Annotated in this window: 18 protein-coding genes; 11 read left to right on the top strand and 7 right to left on the bottom strand. The window is 72.8% G+C overall.

The window, feature by feature from the left end:
- Positions 1–230 precede the first annotated feature (230 nt).
- The 3 genes from ACF1AG_RS03445 (at position 231) to ACF1AG_RS03435 (ending at position 2,968) form a co-directional block, all read left to right on the top strand.
- The gene (locus ACF1AG_RS03445) at positions 231–527 is read left to right on the top strand and encodes a hypothetical protein (RefSeq protein ID WP_391809260.1); all 297 of its coding nucleotides are present in this window, start codon (positions 231–233) and stop codon (positions 525–527) included.
- Between the two features lies 1 nt (position 528).
- Complete coding sequence (gene malQ / locus ACF1AG_RS03440; protein WP_387794486.1) at positions 529–2,625, top strand: 4-alpha-glucanotransferase; 2,097 nt, start codon at positions 529–531, stop codon at positions 2,623–2,625.
- A gap of 67 nt (positions 2,626–2,692) precedes the next feature.
- Positions 2,693–2,968 carry a hypothetical protein gene (locus tag ACF1AG_RS03435; protein WP_359604153.1) on the top strand — a complete coding sequence of 92 codons (276 nt, stop codon included), beginning with the start codon at positions 2,693–2,695 and terminating at the stop codon, positions 2,966–2,968.
- A gap of 195 nt (positions 2,969–3,163) precedes the next feature.
- On the opposite strand, the gene ACF1AG_RS03430 is transcribed toward ACF1AG_RS03435, so the two are convergent.
- Entirely contained in the window at positions 3,164–3,676 is a 513-nt protein-coding gene (locus ACF1AG_RS03430; protein WP_391809259.1) for a MarR family winged helix-turn-helix transcriptional regulator, read from the bottom strand.
- Between the two features lie 105 nt (positions 3,677–3,781).
- Between ACF1AG_RS03430 and ACF1AG_RS03425 the strand changes: the two genes are divergently transcribed.
- Entirely contained in the window at positions 3,782–4,735 is a 954-nt protein-coding gene (locus ACF1AG_RS03425) for an EamA family transporter (protein ID WP_359604947.1), read from the top strand.
- Here the strand turns inward: ACF1AG_RS03425 and ACF1AG_RS03420 are convergent.
- Positions 4,672–5,061: a hypothetical protein gene (locus tag ACF1AG_RS03420; RefSeq protein ID WP_359604949.1), complete on the bottom strand. Its 390-nt coding sequence runs from the start codon at positions 5,059–5,061 to the stop codon at positions 4,672–4,674. The two genes, ACF1AG_RS03425 and ACF1AG_RS03420, sit on opposite strands and share 64 nt — an antisense overlap.
- 26 nt (positions 5,062–5,087) lie before the next feature.
- On the bottom strand, positions 5,088–5,525 hold the full coding sequence (locus ACF1AG_RS03415) for an ATP-binding protein (RefSeq protein WP_359604951.1): 438 nt from the start codon (positions 5,523–5,525) through the stop codon (positions 5,088–5,090).
- Between the two features lie 205 nt (positions 5,526–5,730).
- Between ACF1AG_RS03415 and ACF1AG_RS03410 the strand changes: the two genes are divergently transcribed.
- Both ACF1AG_RS03410 and ACF1AG_RS03405 read left to right on the top strand, forming a co-directional pair.
- A complete protein-coding gene (locus ACF1AG_RS03410; protein WP_359604953.1) occupies positions 5,731–6,582 on the top strand; it encodes a helix-turn-helix transcriptional regulator in 852 nt (283 codons plus the stop codon).
- A gap of 8 nt (positions 6,583–6,590) precedes the next feature.
- A complete protein-coding gene (locus tag ACF1AG_RS03405; RefSeq protein WP_359604977.1) occupies positions 6,591–6,788 on the top strand; it encodes a DUF397 domain-containing protein in 198 nt (65 codons plus the stop codon).
- Between the two features lie 29 nt (positions 6,789–6,817).
- Here ACF1AG_RS03405 and ACF1AG_RS03400 read toward each other — a convergent pair whose 3' ends face one another.
- Complete coding sequence (locus ACF1AG_RS03400) at positions 6,818–7,711, bottom strand: NADP-dependent oxidoreductase (protein ID WP_359604955.1); 894 nt, start codon at positions 7,709–7,711, stop codon at positions 6,818–6,820.
- Between the two features lie 71 nt (positions 7,712–7,782).
- Here ACF1AG_RS03400 and ACF1AG_RS03395 point away from each other — a divergent pair, with 71 nt between their 5' ends.
- Entirely contained in the window at positions 7,783–8,388 is a 606-nt protein-coding gene (locus ACF1AG_RS03395; protein ID WP_058916142.1) for a TetR/AcrR family transcriptional regulator, read from the top strand.
- Positions 8,389–8,443: 55 nt separating this feature from the next.
- On the opposite strand, the gene pepN is transcribed toward ACF1AG_RS03395, so the two are convergent.
- Positions 8,444–11,023 (bottom strand): aminopeptidase N, encoded by a 2,580-nt coding sequence (gene pepN / locus ACF1AG_RS03390; RefSeq protein WP_359604957.1) that lies wholly within the window; start codon positions 11,021–11,023, stop codon positions 8,444–8,446.
- A gap of 313 nt (positions 11,024–11,336) precedes the next feature.
- Positions 11,337–12,353 carry an aspartate-semialdehyde dehydrogenase gene (locus ACF1AG_RS03385; protein ID WP_359746562.1) on the bottom strand — a complete coding sequence of 339 codons (1,017 nt, stop codon included), beginning with the start codon at positions 12,351–12,353 and terminating at the stop codon, positions 11,337–11,339.
- A gap of 332 nt (positions 12,354–12,685) precedes the next feature.
- Here ACF1AG_RS03385 and ACF1AG_RS03380 point away from each other — a divergent pair, with 332 nt between their 5' ends.
- Both ACF1AG_RS03380 and ACF1AG_RS03375 read left to right on the top strand, forming a co-directional pair.
- On the top strand, positions 12,686–13,219 hold the full coding sequence (locus ACF1AG_RS03380) for a sigma-70 family RNA polymerase sigma factor (protein WP_359604961.1): 534 nt from the start codon (positions 12,686–12,688) through the stop codon (positions 13,217–13,219).
- Position 13,220: 1 nt separating this feature from the next.
- The gene (locus ACF1AG_RS03375; RefSeq protein ID WP_391809258.1) at positions 13,221–14,063 is read left to right on the top strand and encodes a hypothetical protein; all 843 of its coding nucleotides are present in this window, start codon (positions 13,221–13,223) and stop codon (positions 14,061–14,063) included.
- A gap of 72 nt (positions 14,064–14,135) precedes the next feature.
- Here the strand turns inward: ACF1AG_RS03375 and ACF1AG_RS03370 are convergent, their stop codons facing one another.
- Positions 14,136–17,453, bottom strand: coding sequence for a S8 family serine peptidase (locus tag ACF1AG_RS03370; RefSeq protein ID WP_391809257.1), 3,318 nt, complete (start codon positions 17,451–17,453; stop codon positions 14,136–14,138).
- A gap of 295 nt (positions 17,454–17,748) precedes the next feature.
- Between ACF1AG_RS03370 and ACF1AG_RS03365 the strand changes: the two genes are divergently transcribed.
- Together ACF1AG_RS03365 and ACF1AG_RS03360 are read left to right on the top strand one after the other, a co-directional pair.
- Positions 17,749–18,207, top strand: a complete 459-nt coding sequence (locus ACF1AG_RS03365) for an NUDIX hydrolase (RefSeq protein WP_359604967.1) — start codon at positions 17,749–17,751, stop codon at positions 18,205–18,207.
- A gap of 122 nt (positions 18,208–18,329) precedes the next feature.
- Entirely contained in the window at positions 18,330–19,487 is a 1,158-nt protein-coding gene (locus ACF1AG_RS03360; RefSeq protein ID WP_359604968.1) for a serine hydrolase domain-containing protein, read from the top strand.
- Positions 19,488–19,528 lie beyond the last annotated feature (41 nt).

Genomic DNA, 19,528 nt, shown 5'->3' with positions numbered 1-19,528 from the left:
CGACCGGCGGCCGTGTCCATTCCGTTACCGAGACGCCCAGAGCCCACCACTCCTGGAGTGAACGTGTCAATCAGAGGGGGTGTTGTGGCGCATTTGTCCCCCTGTGGAGTGAGAGTAGGGGAAGAGAATGTGACCAGGTTCACGTTGAACGACTTTGTGCGTCTGCGCTCGCGTCCACTGGGTAGGGCTGCGAGATGACCCGCACGTCCGGCTCGACGAGGAGGCCCTTGGTGGCTACAGCGGCATACGTCTTTCCCCCGGTCCTGTCCAAACCCGTGGCGGATCCCTCCGCTTCCGAGGCGGAGCACTCCGGCTGCGACCCGCACGACTGCTTCCTCGGCGCCGAGGGCACCGGCGCCGAGGCGCCCCTGACCAGCGAACCCCCGCTGCCCGACGCGGAACCCCTCACCAGCGAACCGCCGCTCGCCGACGCCACCCCGCTGACCAGCGAGTCCGACATCTTCTCCGACTCCTCGGACTCCGCGGGACTCGACTCCTTCCCGGCCCAGTACCGCCCGGAGCCCTAGCGTGACCGGGCCACGGCCGGACGGGACCCCCTCCGAGGCGCTGTCCCGGCTCGCCGCGCTGCACGGTGTCGCCACCTCCTACAGCCCCTCACCGGACACGACGGTCCCGGCCTCGGCCGCCGCCGTCACCCGCGCCCTGGCCGCCCTCGGCGTCGACGCGTCCACCGAGGAGGCCGCCCGCGCCGCCCTGGCCGTGCGCGAACAGGAGATCGCCGAGCGGCTGCTGCCGCCCACCGTCGTCGGCCGGGGCGCCCGCCCGCCCGAGGCGCTCGCCGCACTGCCCGAGGGCACCCGGCTGGAGATCCGCACCGAGGACGGCGGCACCCGCGCGTCGGCCGAGGACCTCCCGCCCGGCGTGCACCTGCTGACCGCCACCGCCCCCGACGGCCGCACGGCCCGCTCCCACCTGATCGTCGCGCCGCCCCGGCTGCCCGCGGTCGAGAGCCGCTCGTACGGGCTGCTGGTGCAGCTGTACTCGCTGCTCTCCCGCCGCTCCTGGGGCATGGGCGACCTCGCCGACCTCGGTGAGCTGGCCGGGTGGGCCGGGCGCGCGCTGGGCGCCGGGTTCGTGCAGGTGAACCCGCTGCACGCGGCCGTGCCCGGACCCCCGACCGACCCCTCCCCGTACCGTCCCTCCTCGCGCCGCTTCCCCGACCCCGTGCACCTGCGGGTCGAGGCCGTGCCCGAGTTCGCGTACGTCGAGGACCGCGAGCGGCTGCACGCCCTGCTGGAGCGGGCGGCGCGGCTGCGCGAGGCGGTGCTCGGCAAGGGCGAGCTGATCGACCGGGACGCCGTCTGGGAGGCCAAGCGGGAGGCCCTCGAACTGGTGCGGACGGTCCCGCCCGGCCCCGGCCGCGCCGCCGCCCTGCGCGCCTTCCGCGCCGAGCAGGGCCAGGCCCTGGAGGACCACGCCACCTGGTACGCGCTCGCCGAGGCGCACGGTCCCGACTGGCGCCGCTGGCCCGCCGCACTGCGCGACCCCCGCTCGGCGGAGACCGCCCGCGCCCGCGAGGAGCTGCGGGACCGCGTCGACTTCCACTCCTGGCTCGTCTGGCTCACCGACGCCCAGCTCACGGCCGCCCAGCGGGCCGCGCGGGAGGCCGGGATGGGCGTCGGAATCGTGCACGACCTGGCGGTCGGCGTGCATCCCACCGGCGCGGACGCCTGGGCGCAGCAGGACCACTTCGCGCCCGGCATGTCCGTCGGCGCGCCCCCGGACGCGTTCAACGCGCGCGGCCAGGACTGGGGACTGCCGCCCTGGCGCCCCGACCGCCTCGCCGAGAGCGGGTACGCGCCCTTCCGCGACCTGCTGCGGGGCCTCTTCCGGTACGCGGGCGCCCTGCGCATCGACCATGTGATGGGCCTGTTCCGGCTCTGGTGGGTGCCCGAGGGCCGCCCGCCCACGGAGGGGACGTACGTCCGCTACGACGCCGAGGCCATGCTCGCCGTGCTCGTCCTGGAGGCGTCCCGCGCAGGGTCCCTGGTGATCGGCGAGGACCTCGGGACGGTCGAGCCCGGCGTGCGCGAGGCGCTGCGCGACCGAGGGGTGTACGGCACGTCGGTGCTGTGGTTCGAGCGGGACTGGGAGGGCGACCGCCGCCCGCTGCCGCCGGAGCGCTGGCGCGCCGACTGCCTGGCCACTGCCACCACCCACGACCTGCCGTCCACCGCGGCCCGCCTCACCGGCGAGCACGTGGAGCTGCGCGACCGGCTGGGCCTGCTGACCCGGCCGCTCGCCGAGGAGCGGGCGGAGGCCGCGGCGGACGTGGGGGAGTGGCTGGAGCGGCTGGCGGACCTGGGGCTGCTGCCCGCGACGGCCGGAGGCGGCTCCGACGCCTCCCGTGAGGAGGCCGGGATCCAGGCGGTGTACCGCTATCTGCTGCGCACCCCTGCCCGCATGGTCGGCGTGTGGCTGCCGGACGGCGTCGGGGACCGGCGTCCGCAGAATCTGCCCGGCACCTGGGACCAGTACCCGAACTGGCGGCTGCCCGTCGCCGACGCGGAGGGACGCCCGGTGACCCTGGAGGACCTGGCCGCGTCCCCCCGGCTGCGGGCCCTGGTCGACGTGCTCCGTGCCGACGCCCCGCCCGGCGGCTGACCGGCCCGCGCGCCCGTACGGCACCCCGGGCGCGCGGCCCCCGACGGCGTTCGATACTTTGGGGACCGTGGACAAGAAGAACGCCCTGCGCGCCGGCGCCCTGGCAGCCGGTACGACGCTGATGATGCTGCTCATGTCGTCCCCCGCGCTCGCCCTGACCCGCGACGACGGCGACGACCCCGGCACGGGCCTGAGCGTCATCGAGACGCTGGGTCTCTACGTCCTGGCCCCGATCGGGCTCTTCGTGGTCATCGCCGGTCTGGTGATGGCTCTCGACAAGTCCCACCAGAAGAAGGACCCGACGAGCTCCAACGTCAGGACCAAGGCGGACGCCAAGGCCTGAACCCGCAGCCGCTCGCGTCCGTACGAGCGGCCGCACCACGCGCTTTCCCGAAGGGCGCCGGCACCTCGCCGGCGCCCTTCGGCGTGTTCGCGTGTGGGCCGGGTGGCCCTTCGTTCGGATCAGGCCGGCTGTGGGGCGCGGTGCGTCCTCTGCCGGCCCGACCCCGCGACGCCGGGGTGGGCCGGACGGAAGGGTCTAGCGCTCGGTGGCGAGCAGCAGGTCGCGCAGCAGGTCCGCGAGGAGTGCCGCCCGCTCCGGGCTCAGGGCGGCCAGCGCCCGCGACTGCTCGGCGACGCCCGCGACCACCGCCTCGTCGATCAGCCGCAGCCCTTCCTCGGTCAGCGTCACCTGGAGCCCGCGCCGGTCGTGCGGGTCGGGGGAGCGGCGCAGCAGTCCCGCGCGCTCCAGTTTGTCGAGGCGGCCCGTCATCCCGCCGGTGGTGAGCATCAGGGTGGCCGAGAGCTGCCGGGGTGAGAGGGTGTACGGCTCCCCGGCACGGCGCAGGGTGGCGAGGACGTCGAACTCGCCCCGGGAGATCCCGAACGGCGCGTACACCTGCTCGTGACGGTCGCCCATGGCGCGCGCGAGCCGGTAGACCCGCCCGAAGACCTCCATCCCGGCGGTGTCCAGGTCGGGCCGCACCCGGGCCCACTGCTCGATGATCGCGTCGACGGGGTCCGCGTGGCGCGGCTCGGGGCGTGCACTCATGACGGGGAGTATCCGCGGAGCACGGGTTGCCCGCAAGAAAGTAGCTTGCGAACAAGTAGCTTAGCGCTAAGCTACTTGTGGCCGACCTTCTGGAAAGGGGTGCCCATGCTCGCGCGCCGTCGCGCCGCCGTCGCGGCTCTCACCGCTCTCGCTCCTGTCTCCTGGGGCACCACCTACGTGGTCACCACCGAGTTCCTGCCGCCGGAGCGCCCCCTGTTCACGGCCCTGGTCCGGGCCCTGCCCGCCGGTCTGCTGCTCCTCGCGGTCGCCCGGGTGCTGCCGCGCGGCGCCTGGTGGTGGAAGGCGGCGGTGCTCGGCGCGCTGAACATCGGCGCGTTCTTCCCACTGCTGTTCCTCTCCGCGTACCGCCTGCCGGGCGGGTTGGCGGCGGTCGTCGGTTCCGTGGGCCCCCTGCTGGTGCTGGGCCTGTCCGCGCTGCTGCTGGGGCGGCGGCCCGCACCCCGGGACGTCGTGGCCGGGAGCGTCGCCGCCCTCGGCGTGAGCATGGTGGTGCTGAAGGCGGCGGGGGCGCTGGACGCGCTGGGCGTGACGGCGGCGTTCACCGCCACGGCGTCGATGTCCGCGGGCACGGTACTGACGCAGAAGTGGGGCCGGCCCGAGGGCGTCGGCCCTCTCGCCCTCACCGGCTGGCAACTGACCGCGGGCGGCCTGCTGATCGCCCCGCTCGCCTTCCTGGTGGAGGGCGCCCCGCCCGCCCTGGACGCCGGCGCGGCCGGAGGGTACGCCTACCTGGCCCTGGTCAACACGGCGGTCGCGTACTGCCTGTGGTTCCGCGGCATCGGCCGCCTCACCGCGACCCAGGCCACGCTCCTCGGACCGCTGTCCCCGCTGACGGCGGCGGTGCTCGGCTGGGCGGTCCTGAGTGAGAGCCTGACGGCTCTCCAGCTCGCGGGGATGGCCCTGGCCTTCGGTGCGACGGTGGCGGGCCAGCTGCCGCGACGCACGGCGCCGACGGCCCCGGTCCGGGCCGGGGGTCACCCCTCGGGGTCGGCCTCGGGGTGCGTGAAGCGCACGGGCCTGCCCAGCGAGCGGGCGTAGGCGATCTCGGCGCGCGTGCTGTCCCCGATGTAGTCGCCCACCACGAGCACCTCGTCGGCGAGCCGGATCTTCGCCCGGTGCAGCGCGTCGAGCCGTACCTTCAGCGCCTCGGCGTCACCGGGGTCGGCCCAGAGCTTGTGCGGCGACTTCAGGTCGCACCCCGGCTTGACGACGATCCGTCCGGCCGCGGTCTCCCGCAGGTCGGCCTCGGCCATCTCGGCCATGAAGCGGGTCGATCCGCAGACGGCGACGATACGGGGGATCTCCGACTCCCGTTTGGCGGCGTCGAGTCGGTCCTCAGGGGTGAGGGGCTGGGGGTGCGACACGGTTCCTCCTGCAAGGCGACAGGACGTCAGTATCCGATCGCGCCGACACCTTCGTGGTGCGAACCCAGCTCGCACCACACGACCTTGCCCCGGTTGCCTTCCCTGGTGAGCGGCTGCCAGCCCCATACGTCGGCGCAGGCCCGCACCAGTGCCAGCCCTCGTCCGTCCTCGCGGTCGGGGTCCGGCGTGAAGGGCCGGGGAGGCTCGGGGGGTGAGGGGTCGGCGTCCCAGGCCCCGATCCGCAGGACACCCGTGCGCGACCAACGTACGCGTAGTGCCGCGGGGCTCTTGGTGTGCCGCACGGCGTTGGACACCAGTTCCGCCGCGAGGAGTTCGGCGACGTCGACCAGGCCGATCAGGCCGTGCACCGTGAGGATGAGGCGGAGCGTGCGGCGGCACACGGGCACGGCTCTGGGGTCGTTCGGGACGTGGAGGGAGTACTCCCACGGTTCGGTTTCGGGCATGCGGACTCCTCGCGTCGGTGGGGAGGGAGGCGGCGGTGTCATTGCCGCCCGTCAGGGCAGGACGGGGCGGTGCGCTTCCGCGGCCAGGTGCATAGAGTGATCGGTACGTCACCGAAAGTACGTCATAAATTTATGCCGCAGCAAGCGGGTCGCGTAATCTGCCCCGAACGAGTCACGCAGTCACGGCCGTTGAAAGGGGTAGGCGATGCCGCCGAGACGGCAGCCCACGGCACGTCAGCAGCGCCTCGGCGCCGAGCTTCGCAAGCTGCGGGAGGCCGCCGGGTACAGGGCGACGGAGGCGGCCGCCCTTCTCGGGGTCAACTCCGTGCAGATCAGCCAGATCGAGTCCGGAGTGGCGGGTGTGAGCGAGGACCGGCTTCGGCGGATGGTCGCTCACTACGCGTGCGAGGACGACGAGGTGATCGCAGCGCTCGTCGCGATGGCCACCGATCGGACACCTGGCTGGTGGGAGGAGTACCGAGGGCGGCTGCCGACGGCGTTCCTCGACCTGGCCGAGCTGGAACATCACTCCGTCTTCAGGTGGGACGTCGACTTCCTGCGTGTACCGGGCCTGTTGCAGACCGAAGACTATGCGCGGGCCTTGTTCTCATACGTCAACCCCGAACTGCCGAAGCAGGAGATCGACCGGTGGGTGGAGCACCGTATGAGGCGACGGATCGTCCTCGAGCGGGCCGACCCGGTCCCGTACGAGGCGGTCGTTCATGAAGCGGCGCTGCGCATCCGGGTCGGAGACCGGGCACAGGCGCGGGCTCAACTGCTGCGCGTCACCGGCCTGTCGGAGGCGGATCACATCACCGTGCGGGTCATCCCCTTCGACGTGGACGGCTTCGGCGGGGCCGACGGCGCCGTCGTGTACGCGGGCGGCCCCGTGCGTGCGCTGGACACCGTCGTGCGAGACGGCCCGCACGGGACCGTGTTCGTCGACGCCGCCGCTCAACTGCTCCGCTACCGAACGCTCTTCCGTAGGCTGGAGGCGGTGGCGCTCGACCCCGGGCGTTCGCGCGCGTTCATCCATCGGCTTGCGAAGGAGCTCTGAGGTTCGTGGTGACGACGCCCGACGTGTGGAAGAAGTCGTCCTACTCCGGGGGCGGGGAGGGCAACGCCTGCGTAGAAGTCGCGTCGCTCCCTGCCTGGACAGCCATACGCGACTCCAAGTCGCCGGCCCGCGGCACCCTCACCGTGCCTGCCCCGGCGTTCGCCGCGTTCGTGGACGCCCTGAAGCGGCCGGGCGGGCTGGTGTAGCGCCGCCCGGCCCACCGCACCGCGTGCGGTCAGATCACGATCACCCGCCGCCCCCTCGTGTGCCCCGCCCGGCTGTCGGCGTGGGCGGCGGCCGCCTCCGCGAGGGAGTAGGCCTTCTCCACCGGGATGTGGAGCGCGCCCTGTTCGAGTAGGCGGACCGTCTCCTTCAGGGCGTCCGGGACGCTGCCCGCGACGCCGGAGAAGCGGACGCCCAGCTCGGGGGCGGCGCGGTCCGCGATGGAGATCACCGTGGCCGGGTCCCCGGTGAGCTCCACGAGCTCGCGCAGGACGCCCGCGCCGGCCAGGTCGAGGGCCGCGTCGACCGAGGTGAACGCCCGCACCCGCTCCGGCCAGCCCTCGACGTACGTCGTGGCGTGCGCGCCCAGGCTGCGCAGGTACTCCAGGTTGGCCGCCCCGGCCGTGCCGACCACCGTGATGCCGCGGTCCCTGGCGATCTGCAGCACCGCCGAGCCGACCCCGCCCGACGCGCCGCTGACCAGCAGCGTCTGTCCGGGGCGGACACCGCACTCGCCCAGGATGCGCAGGGCCGTCTCCATGACGGACGGATAGCCGGCCGCCTCCTCGAAGGAGAGGCCTTCGGGCATCCGGGCCCAGGCGTGCAGTACCGCGAACTCCGCGTAGGTGTCGGTCCCTTCGCCGAAGACGCGGTCACCGACCGCCACATCCGTGACGCCCTCGCCGACCTCGTCCACCACCCCCGCCGCGTCCAGCCCGACGCCCGCGGGCAGTGACGCCGGGAGAGCGGGACGCATCTGGCCCTCCCGGATCCTCCAGTCGACGGGGTTCACCCCGGCCGCGCGCACGGCGATGCGTATCTCTCCCGGGCCCGCGTGGGGCTCGTCCGCGTCGATGAGGTGAAGGACGTCGGGGCCGCCGAACTCGGCGTAGCTCACTTTCTTCATGCCGCCGACCGTAACACTAACGGTTAGTTTATTGAAGTCGTTAGGGTTTTGTATCTGCTAGCGTTCGGCTCATGCCCGAGCAGCCGCCGTCCGGACGTCGAGAGCGCAAGAAGGCCGCCACACGTCAGAAGATCGCCGACACCGCCCTGCGGCTCTTCCTGGAGCGCGGGTACGACGCGGTGGGCATCCGGGACGTGGCTGCCGAGGCCGACGTGGCCGTCACCACCGTCTTCTCCCACTTCGCCTCCAAGGAGGCCCTGGTGTTCGAGCGGGACGCGGACTTCGAGCGGCGTCTCGCCCGCGCGGTGACCGACCGCGCGCCCGGCGCACCGCTCGTGCCCGCGCTGCGCGAGGAGACGCTCGCCCTGGTGCGCCACTGCCTGGCCGACGAGGCCGCCCCCGTGTGGCGGATGATCGACGCCTCACCCGCCCTGCGGGAGTACGAGAGCTCCATGCGGCTGCGGCACGCGGAGACCCTGGCGGCCGCCCTCGCCGCGGAACCGGGCGCGCCGGGCGGCGCCACCGCGTGCCGGGCCGTCGCCCGGTTCGTCGTGGACGCCTTCGCGCTGGCCCGGGAGGCGGACGACCCGGAGACCGCGGTGGACGAGATCTTCCGGATGGTCGAGGCGGCCTGGGAGGCCGCCGGGGCGGGCGTGCCGTCCGGGCCCGCCACATGACGGAAGGGGCGCCCGGCCGGGAAGCCGGGCGCCCCTTCTCGGTGTCGGGACGGCGTTACGCCGACGTCGCCGCCGCGTCCGCCGCCTGCGCGCGCAGGGCGCGTTCCACGCCCGCGCGGGACTCCGAGACCAGGCGGCGCAGGGCCGCGCCCGGCTCGGCGGAGGCCAGCCAGGCGTCCGTCCTGTCGAGAGTCTCACCGGTGACCTGGATGCCCGGGTAGAGGCCGACGGCGATCTGCTGGGCCATCTCGTGCGAGCGGGACGCCCACACGTCCGCCAGCGCCTCGAAGTACTTGTCCGTGTACGGCGCCAGCAGCTCGCGCTGGTCGGTCTGCACGAAGCCGGCGATGACGGCCTCCTGGACCGCGTTCGGCAGCTTGTCGGACTCGACGACCGAGGCCCACGCCTCCGCCTTGGCCTCCTCCGTCGGGCGGGCCGCCCGCGCGGTGGCCGCGTGCCGCTCGCCCGCGGCAGTCCTGTCCAGCTCGTACTCGGCGGTGATCTCCGCCTCGTCGAACCGGCCCACCGCCGCCAGCCGCTGCACGAACGTCCAGCGCAGCTCGGTGTCGACGGCCAGGCCCTCCAGGGTCTGCGTGCCGGCCAGCAGCGCCTCCAGCAGGTCCAGCTGCTCCGGGGTGCGGGCGGTCGCCGCGAACGCGCGCGCCCACGCCAGCTGGTGGTCGCTGCCCGGCTCGGCGGACCGCAGGTGGGCCAGCGTGGCGTCGGTCCAGCGGGTCAGCAGCGCCTCGCGGGCGGCCGGGTCGGCGTACAGGTCGAGGGCCAGCTTCACCTGCCGGTGCAGCGACTGCACGACACCGATGTCGGACTCCTTGCCGACGCCCGACAGCACCAGCGACAGGTAGTCCCGCACGGGCAGCTCCGCGTCGCGGGTCATGTCCCAGGCGGAGGCCCAGCACAGCGCCCGCGGCAGCGACGACTCGAAGTCGCCCAGGTGTCCGGTGACGACGGCGAGGGACTGCTCGTCCAGGCGGACCTTGGCGTACGACAGGTCGTCGTCGTTGAGCAGGATCACCGCCGGGCGGCGCTTGCCCGCGAGCTGCGGCACGGCGGTCAGCTCGCCGTCCACGTCCAGCTCGACCCTGTCCCCGCGGACCAGCTTGCCGGTCGCCTCGTCCAGGTCGTACAGGCCGATCGCGATGCGGTGCGGGCGCAGGGTCGGCTCGCCCTTCGCACCGACGGGGAGCGCCGGGGCCTCCTGGCGGACGGCGAAGGAGGTGATGACGCCCGCGTCGTCCGTCTCGATCTCGGGACGCAGGACGTTGATGCCGGCCGTCTCCAGCCACTTCTTCGACCAGGTCTTCAGATCGCGGCCGGAGGTCTCCTCCAGGGCTCCCAGCAGGTCGGACAGGCGCGTGTTGCCGTACGCGTGGCGCTTGAAGTACGCCTGCACGCCCCGGAAGAACTCGTCCTCGCCGACGTAGGCGACGAGCTGCTTCAGCACCGAGGCGCCCTTGGCGTACGTGATGCCGTCGAAGTTGACCAGGACGTCGTCCAGGTCGCGGATGTCCGCCATGATCGGGTGCGTGGACGGCAGCTGGTCCTGGCGGTAGGCCCAGGTCTTCATCTGGTTCGCGAACGTCGTCCACGAGTGCGGCCACTTGGAGCCGGGCGCGTCGGCCTGGCAGGCGGCCTCGGCGAAGGTGGCGAACGACTCGTTCAGCCACAGGTCGTTCCACCACTCCATGGTGACCAGGTCGCCGAACCACATGTGCGCCAGCTCGTGCAGGATCGTGGCCGCACGCACCTCGTACGCCGCGTCCGTCACCTTCGAGCGGAAGACGTACTGGTCCCGGATGGTGACCGCGCCCGCGTTCTCCATCGCGCCCGCGTTGAACTCGGGCACGAACAGCTGGTCGTACTTCTCGAACGGGTAGGCGTAGTCGAACTTCTCCTGGAACCAGTCGAAGCCCTGCCTGGTCACCTCGAAGATGGCGTCCGCGTCGAGGTACTCGGCGAGCGAGGGCCGGCAGTAGATGCCGAGCGGCACCGACCGGCCGTCCTTCTCGTACACGCTGTGCACCGAGTGGTACGGGCCCGCGATCAGCGCCGTGACGTACGACGACAGACGCGGGGTGGGCGCGAAGGCCCACACGTTGTCCTTGGGCTCCGGCGTGGGCGAGTTGGAGATGACCGTCCAGCCCTCCGGCGCCTTCACCGTGAACTGGAACGTCGCCTTGAGGTCCGGCTGCTCGAAGCTGGCGAAGACCCGGCGGGCGTCCGGCACCTCGAACTGCGTGTACAGGTACGCCTGGTCGTCCACCGGGTCGACGAAGCGGTGCAGGCCCTCACCCGTGTTGGTGTACGCGCAGTCGGCGCTCACCCGCAGCACGTTGCGGCCCTTCAGCAGGCCGGGCAGGGTGATCCGGGAGTCGGCGAAGGCCTCGGCGGGGTCCAGCGCGTCACCGTTCAGGGTGATCTCGTGGACGGTCGGGGCCACCAGGTCGATGAAGGACTCCGCGCCGTCCTCGGCGACGTCGAAGCGCACCGTGGTCACGGACCGGTAAGTGCCCCCCTCCTGCGCGCCGGAGAGATCGAGATCGATCTCGTACGAGTCAACGGTCAGCAGCTTCGCCCGCTGCTGCGCCTCTTCGCGGGTCAGGTTTGTGCCAGGCACGCGGTCATCTCCTCGATATGTGTGGGTTGCGCCATCCTTCCACGCGAGATCGGCATCAGGCGATGACGAAACCGCAGGCATGGGGATACCCCTGTGTCGGGAGCCGTCCGGACGGCTCCCGACCGGCGGTCCGCCACGTCGGGGTGCGGGTAGGCAAGGTGCTCCTCCCGACCGGCTGCCGCATCGGGTCGGCGCCGTCCCCCCCGGCAGCGCATGGCCGGGATCGACGTGGCCCTGCGCCGGCGCCAGACGCTCCGAACGCGTCAGGGGGCGGGCCCACGTCGGGCCCGCCCCCTCGGTCGTGTCTGCGGCGTCAGGCGCTCAGTTCCTGCGCCACCAGCTCCGCGATCTGCACCGCGTTCAGGGCCGCGCCCTTGCGGAGGTTGTCGTTGGAGACGAACAGCGCCAGGCCGTTCTCCACCGTCTCGTCGCTGCGGATGCGGCCGACGTACGACGGGTCCTGGCCGGCGGCCTGCAGCGGGGTCGGGATGTCCGTGAGGACCACGCCGGGCGCCTCGGACAGCAGCTCGGTCGCGCGCTCCGGGCTGATCGGGCGGGCGAACCGGGCGTTGATCTGGAGCGAGTGGCCGGAGAAGACCGGGACGCGCACGCAGGTGCCCGAGACCTTCAGCTCCGGGATGTCCAGGATCTTGCGCGACTCGTTGCGCAGCTTCTGCTCCTCGTCGGTCTCGTTCAGACCGTCGTCGACGAGGTTGCCCGCGAAGGGCAGCACGTTGAAGGCGATGGGGCGCTTGTAGACGCCGGGCTCGGGGAAGTCGGCCGCCGCGCCGTCGTGCGTCAGCTTGTCGGCCTCGTCGATCACCTTCTGCGTCTGGCCGTGCAGCTCCGCGACGCCCGCGAGACCGGAACCGGACACCGCCTGGTACGTGGCGACGACCAGCGCCTCCAGGCCCGCCTCCGCGTGCAGCGGACGCAGCACCGGCATCGCGGCCATGGTCGTGCAGTTCGGGTTCGCGATGATGCCCTTGGGACGGTTCGCGATCGCGTGCGGGTTGACCTCGGAGACGACGAGGGGGACCTCGGGGTCCTTGCGCCAGGCCGACGAGTTGTCGATCACCACGGGGCCCTGCGAGGCGACCTTCTCGGCCAGCGCCCTGGAGGTCGCGCCGCCCGCGGAGAACAGCACGATGTCCAGGCCGGTGTAGTCGGCGGTGGAGGCGTCCTCCACCGTCACGCCGTCCAGCTCCGTGCCCGCGGAACGGGCCGAGGCGAACAGGCGCAGCTCCGTGACCGGGAAGTTCCGCTCCTTGAGGATCCTGCGCATGACCGTGCCCACCTGACCGGTGGCTCCGACGATTCCGACCCTCACGGCGACTCCCTACTGCGTCTCTCGCGTACCTGATGTGCCTGGACGGGGCGCTTCCATCATGCGGCCGACCACGCCCCGGCTGTCCAATTCTTTGCCACGACCGCCCGCACAGTGGGACGAACCGGCTGGGGGCGCCGGTTGCGGACCTTCGGCGTCAACCCCCCTGAGCTGCAGAAATTCCCCCCTCGGGGGCCGTCGGCCGCAAGGACCCCTGCCCAGGCCCACCCCGTCCACACGAAGGTGTGACGTACGCCTCGGCGCGCCCTCCGGATCCGTCCGAACGTTCCGGGCGCCCGCCGCGTCGTAGGGGAAACAGCGTGAGGGGGTGAGCGGTGCTGCGCGGAAGAACCCGACGCGGCCGCGGGCTGTACGTCGCCGACGACGACCCGCTGGACGTGGCGCAGGAACGCCGGGTGCGGGCGGTGCTCGCACTCGGGGGAGTGCCGCAGGCGGACCTGCCGGACGGGGTGCAGCAGGTCCGTCTGCGGCTGCTGGAACGCGCCGCGAGCGGCAGGGAGGCGCCGCGGGACGTATCGGCGTGGGCGGCGGTCGTCGCCTCCAACCTCGCCATGGACTGGCACCGGGCGAAGCGGCGGCAGGAGCGGCTGGGGGAGCGGCTGGCCGCGCTGCGGCCCGCCGAGGCGCCCTCCGGGGAGGAGAGCAGCGTGCTGTCGCTGGCCGTCGCCCGGGGCCTGGACCGGCTGCCCGACGCGCAGCGCCAGGTCGTCGTGCTGCGCTTCTACGCCGATCTGCCGGTGCGCTCCATAGCCGAGCAGCTCGGCGTCCCGGAGGGCACGGTCAAGAGCAGGCTGCACACAGCCGTACGGGCCCTGCGCGCCCGCCTGCACGAGGACGAGGTGGTGTGACGTGACCGCCCACGACAACAACGGCGACCGAGAGCCGGCCCGTGCGGACGCCGGGCACGAGACCCTCCGTCACGAGGCGCCCGGGCCGGACGCGGGGGAGCGGCATCCGGCGGACGCCCTCGCGGTGGCCCTGTTCGGGGAGGAGCTCCCCGAAGGCCTGCGGGAGGACGCCGCGTTCCGCGCGGAACGGGACGCCGCCCTCGCGGACCTCGCGGTGCTCCGGGAACAGCTCACGCTGATCGGGGACGCGCTGGCGGGGCGAGAAGAGGCCGCTCCGGCCGGGGAGCGGCCGGCCGAGGACGCCGGGGCGGCCGGGCCGAGCCCCGCACGGACCACGCCCGCCACACCGCTCGGGCGACGGTCCCGGTACCGGCCGCTGAAGCTCGCGCTCGGCGGACTCGCCGCCGCCGCGGCGGCCGGCCTGGTCCTCGGCATGGGCTGGCTCGTGGCCCAGGGCGGCTCCTCGGCCGACTCGGCGAGCCCTGGGTTCGCCTCGGACGCCAAGGAGGACACCGGCTCCGCCGCCTTCGGCCCCCGCTACCTGGCGTGCGCCCGCCTCGTCGCCGAGGGCAGGGTCACGGCGCTGGAGGAGGTGCCGGGCGCCGGCGGCGTCCAGCGGGTCACCCTGGCGGCGAGCCGGTACTACAAGGGCGACGGGCCGGTGACCTTCGTCCGGAACGACGCGGCGGACGTCCCGCTGCGCCTGGGCGACCAGGTGCTGGTCGGCCTGTCCCCCGGCCTCACCCACCCGGACCGGACGGTCGTCGGCGAGGCGGAGATCGCCCCCGTCCGGGCCGGGATCGCCGCCGCTCTCCCCGCCTCGCGCGCCGCGAGCTGCGACTGAGCGGGGCGCGACACGGCGGAGGGGCGGGCGCCCGTACGGACGCCCGCCCCTCCTGTCCGATGCGGTACGCGACTACTCGACGACCCTCTCGATCGCCACGTTGCCGATGCCCGCGACCGTGTCACGCGCGTTCACCAGCTGCACGCGGCCGAAGAACGCGCGCCCCTCGGGAGCGGCGGCGGCGACGGTGACCTCGCCCGAGACGGCGGCCTCGGCGCCCGTGCCCAGCTTCACCGGCGCGGACTCGTCGACGGTGACGGTGCCGAGCGTGGCGGAGAAGAACACGTCCAGGTAGTCGTACTCCGTCGTGCCGGCCGGGACCGAGTAGCCGTCCACCTCGACGGTGTACGTGCCGGCCTTCGGGGAGGCGATGGAGACGGACTCCTCCGAGTCGCCGTCCGCGGACTGCGCGACCCGGTTCCCGGCCTCGTCGTACACGGCCAGGTCCAGGTCGGCGGCGGTGTCGGAGACGTTGCCGATCGACACGTCCAGCGACGCGGCGCCCTCCGGCACCTCGACCGTGGTGGTGTGGACGTCACCCGTGGCGATCGACGGGCGGGCCGTCTTCGACGAGCCGAGCGGACCTCCGACCAGCTTGCCGTCGATCGCGGCGGCCTCGTTGGTCACCGTCCACTCGACGGCGGCCGGGGTGCCGACCTTCGCCTCGGCCACCGTGACGGTCTCCGGGTCGAAGGCCGCGCCGAGCACCGCGACGTCCAGCTTGTACGGGTTGTCGAGCAGCGGCGAGGTGCGGCGCGCCTCGACCTCGATCTCCCAGACGCCCGGCTGCGGGGCCGCGTACGACCGCACGTCGGGGCGGCAGGTGTTCGCCGGGTTGCTGTAGTTCGGGTAGCAGTTGACCGTCGACGTCGGGTCGGCCGGCACACCGTACGGGTGGATGGAGATGAACCGGGTCTGGCTCGTCGCCTTCAGCCCGCTCATCGCGACCTCCAGCGTCTTCGCGCCCTCGGGCACGGTGACGAAGTAGGAGGTCGTGCTGTTGCGCTGGACCGTGCCCTTCGCCGAGTAGGTGTACTTCACCGGCGTGGAGACGACCACGGTGGTGAGGATCTGCCGGTCCACGCCCTCGGTGCGCGGGTCGTCGACCTCGAGGATCGCGCTCTTGATGCCGGCCGTGCGGGACTGGGCCTGGACCTTGACGGTCACCGGCTTGTTCAGCGGCAGCGAGACCTTGTCGCCGCCGACGATGCGGAAGGTGCGGTCCGCGTTGTTCGCCAGGTCCAGCTTGTGGCTCACGGCGCGGTCCGGGCCGGACGTACGGGTGACCGTGATGTCGTACGTCTTCTTCTGGCCGGCCTTCAGGCCGCCCTCACGGTCGTACAGACCCGTGCCGGAGCCGGGGGTCTTCAGGAACTGGTCGATCGCGGTGTCGACCGGCGCCTTCACCGTGTACTCGTGCGCGGTGGCGCCCTTGCGGATCGCCTTCCAGGCGTCCACGACGTCGATCAGGCCCGCGCCCTCCTCGTAGGCCTGCACACCCTTGATGTGCTTGGCGGTGGAGGTGAGGGCGGTGCGCAGCGTCGCCGGGGTGAGGCCGATGCGCTGCTGCTTCGCGGCGGACAGCAGCAGGGCGGAGGCGCCGGCGGCCTGCGGGGAGGCCATCGAGGTGCCCTGGAGCATGCCGTAGCCGGCCGGCAGGGAGTAGCCCGCCTCGGCGACCGGGGCGCCCGGCAGCCAGGTCTGGATGGTGTTGACCGCCGCGCCGGGCGCGGTCAGGGTCGGCGTGAAGCCGCCGTCCTCACGCGGGCCGCGCGAGGAGAACGGCATCATCGCGTACTTGGTCTTCACCTCCGAGCCGTAGTTGGCGGCCCAGGTCTCCTTGGAGACGGACGCGCCGACCGAGATGACCTTGTCGGCCAGGGCGGGGTCGCCGATGGTGTTGGCGCCGGGGCCGGAGTTGCCCGCGGAGATCACCAGCTGGACGCCGTAGGTGTCGATCAGCCGGTTGTACAGCTCGGCGCGGGCGTTGTTGCCGTCGTTCAGCGCGGGCAGGCCGCCGATGGACATGTTGACGATGTCGACGCCGCGCTTGGTGACGAGGTCGATCATGCCCTCGGTGAGCGCGACGTTGGTGCAGCCGCCGGACCAGGTGCAGGCGCGGGAGGAGACCAACTTGGCGCCGGGCGCGGCGCCGTTCATCCTGCCGCCGAACAGACCGTTGGCGGCGGTGATGCCGGCCACGTGCGAGCCGTGCGAGCCCTCGATGACGCCGATGTTGACGAAGTCGGCCTTCTGGCCGATCCAGTCGCCGCCGTAGGGGTCCATCGGGACGTCCTTGCGGATCTCCACGACGAACGGCTGGCGCTCGACGACGTCGGTCTTCGGGTCGTCGGTGCCGAAGTAGCCGATCTGGAAGCCGTCCTTGTACGGCTTCATCGGGGTGTCGTCCGAGAAGTCCTGGTTGTTGTTCAGGTCGACGCGGACCGTGCCCTTGGCCGGGTCGTAGAGCACGCCCCAGACGTCGGTGGTGTCGCCGTCGCGGTTGGCGTCGCCGGCCGCGTCGCCGCCCGCGGTGTAGGACTCGCGGAAGAGGCTGATCTGGTAGCTGCCCTGCGGGGCCTTCCAGGTCGCGCCGCCGTAGGTGAAGGTCGGGCCGGAGACCGCGTTGACCATGGGGCGCCAGGTCTGGTCGCCGTCCACGATCGGGTCGGTCGCCGTGACCCAGTCGACGATCTTGCGCTCGCCGGTGGTGGTCTTCTGCAGCGCCGGGTGGCCGAGGTCCACGCCGGAGTCGAGGATGCCGATGGTGACGCCGCGGCCGTCCGCCTTGGGGTTCTTCTTCACGAAGTCCACGGCGCCCGTCTCGAAGGACGGGTTGTACGGGTTCTTCGCAGGCGTCTTCCGGTCGGGCGCCGGGTAGCTCTTGGCGCTCTTGCCCTTGCCCTTGGTGGCCTTCGTGGTGTCGGCGGCCGGGGTCGGGTCGTCGAGCGGGATCTCGTCGCGCAGGTCGACGCCGTGCACGGAGGAGAGCTTGGTGGCGGCGGCGATCGCCGCGTCGGCCTTGCCGGTGGGCACGGTGGCGCGGACGTAACCGAGCTTGTCGTCCGAGCGGCCGACCGAGGCGCCCTTGAGCGCCTCGATCTCCTCCGTGACCTGCGCGGTCTTACCGGGGGCGGTCGCGATCATCATCGTGACGTGCTTGGAGCCGTCGGCCTTGGCCTCGGCGAGCAGTTCCGCGTCGTGCGAGCCGAGCTTGTCGTGGGCGGACTTGACGTCCGCGTCGGCCGGGGCGGCGGCCGGGCTGTCGGCCGCGAGGGCCAGCGGGACCGGCCCGGCCGCGGAGAGCGCGGCGACGAGACCGGCGGCGACGGCTATGCGGGCCGCGCGTCTGGTGCCCGATATGGGGGCGCGCTGCGGGGAGTTGGTCATCGGCATCCCTTGCAAGGAGCGAACGATCGGGAGCGGCCAGGGGTGATCGGTCCTGGTCGCGGGGGTCCGGAAGTGCACTACCGGACGATCGATGAGCTTCGCGTAAAGGGCTGATGTTTGGCGAGGGTTGACCGGAAGGCCGGTGGAGGTGTGGGGAAAACCCCCGGTACACGTAAGGGGAGTTCGCGCCGGAAGCGGACAAGTCCGTCATGCTCATGCAGGGTGGGTGTCCACAGTGCGGACCCGCCCGAATACTCCCCTGCGCCTCCCGGGCGGTCCGGGTTACCGTCCGGCGATGCGACGGACGTTGAGGGTGGCGGCCTACGCCGTGGTGGTGCGCGAAGGACAGCTCCTGCTCGCACAGGCGCGGGACGACGACGGCCGCCCCGAGTGGGTGCTGCCGGGCGGCGGCATGGAACACGGCGAGGACCCCTACGACACCGTGCGTCGAGAACTGGAGGAGGAGACCGGCTACCTCGTCGAGGTCACCGGGCTCCTCGGGATCGACTCCAGCCGCCGCACCCTGCCCGGCCGCTTCCGCCGCCCGGCCGACCACCACGGCCTGCGGCTGCTCTACGAGGGCCGGGTCACCGGCGGTGAGCTGCGCGACGAGGTCGGCGGCTCCACCGAACACGCCGCCTGGCAGCCCCTCGACGCCGTCCCCCGCCTCGACCGCATCCGCCTGGTCGACACCGCCCTGCGGCTGTGGCGCGAACGCCCCGCGTCGGGACACCTGGAAGCCGGCCCGAGGTGACGACCACGCGGGCGCGCGGAACGGCCGAAACCCGATCAACCGTCGCGAGTCGCGGCAACCCCGACGCCCCTCGGCGCGGTCCCTCCCCGCGACCAGGCACGACGGACAGGGGAGGCACGAGCATGCGGAAGCGGATGCGGACGACGGCGGTGGCAGCGGTGGCGGTGGCCCTCTCGGCGGCCCTCGCGGCCCCCGCGGTCGCGGCGGGACCCGGCGCGGACCGTACCGGGGACACCGGCGACCACAAGGCGACCGCCCGGACCGTGCGGGCCGCGGTCCAGGGCGGGGTTCCCGGCGTGACACTGCGGGCGGAGGACCGGCGCGGCGTGTGGACGACCACCGCCGGGGTGGGTGACCTGCGCACGGAGCGTCCGCGCTCCCCGCGCGACCGCTACCGGGTCGGCAGCATCACCAAGACCTTCGTGGCCACGGTGCTGCTCCAGCTGGAGGCCGAGGGCAGGCTGTCGCTGGACGACACCGTCGACTCCTGGCTGCCCGGCCTCGTCACCGGCAACGGCCACGACGGCACCCGGATCACCCTGCGGCAGCTGCTCAACCACACCAGCGGGATCTTCAACTACACGGCCGACGAGGACTTCGGCCGTACCTACTTCCTGAAGGACGGCTTCCTCCGGCACCGCTACGACACCCTCGCGCCCGAGGAACTGGTGCGGATCGCGACGGCCCACGAGCCGGACTTCGCGCCCGGCGCCGGGTGGAACTACTCCAACACCAACTACGTGCTGGCGGGCCTCGTGATCGAGAAGGCCACCGGCCGCCCCTACGGCGAGGAGATCCGCCGCCGCGTCCTCGCGCCGCTGCACCTCGCCGGCACCTCGGTCCCCGGCACCCGCACCGGCGTGCCCGGACCCAGCAGCCGCGCCTACGGCAAGCTCACCGAGGACGGCAGCGGACCCGTCCACGACGTCACCCGGCTCAACCCGTCGATGGCCTTCTCGGCGGGCGAGATGATCTCCGACTCCGAGGACCTCAACCGCTTCTACCGCGCTCTGCTCACCGGCCGGCTGCTGCCGAAGAAGCAGCTGGACAAGATGACCGACACGGTGACGGTGGACGACACCCACGGCTACGGGCTGGGCCTGATGAGCACCGAGCTCAGCTGCGGGGTGACCGTCTGGGGCCACGGCGGCGGCATCCACGGGTCCACCTCCGACGCCGTCACCACCCGAGACGGGCGCCACTCCCTGGCGTTCAACTTCAACGGCGACTGGAGCGGGGACACCGAGGCGGTGATCGACGCGGAGTACTGCGGCGACTGATCCGCGGGCGGCCGCCGGGGCACACCGCGGTCCCCGGCGGT

The organism is Streptomyces sp. NPDC014764 (assembly GCF_043082785.1).
GTDB lineage: Bacteria > Actinomycetota > Actinomycetes > Streptomycetales > Streptomycetaceae > Streptomyces > Streptomyces althioticus.
Note: the sequence above shows the minus strand (reverse complement) of the source record. Positions and strands in the feature narration are given on the sequence as shown.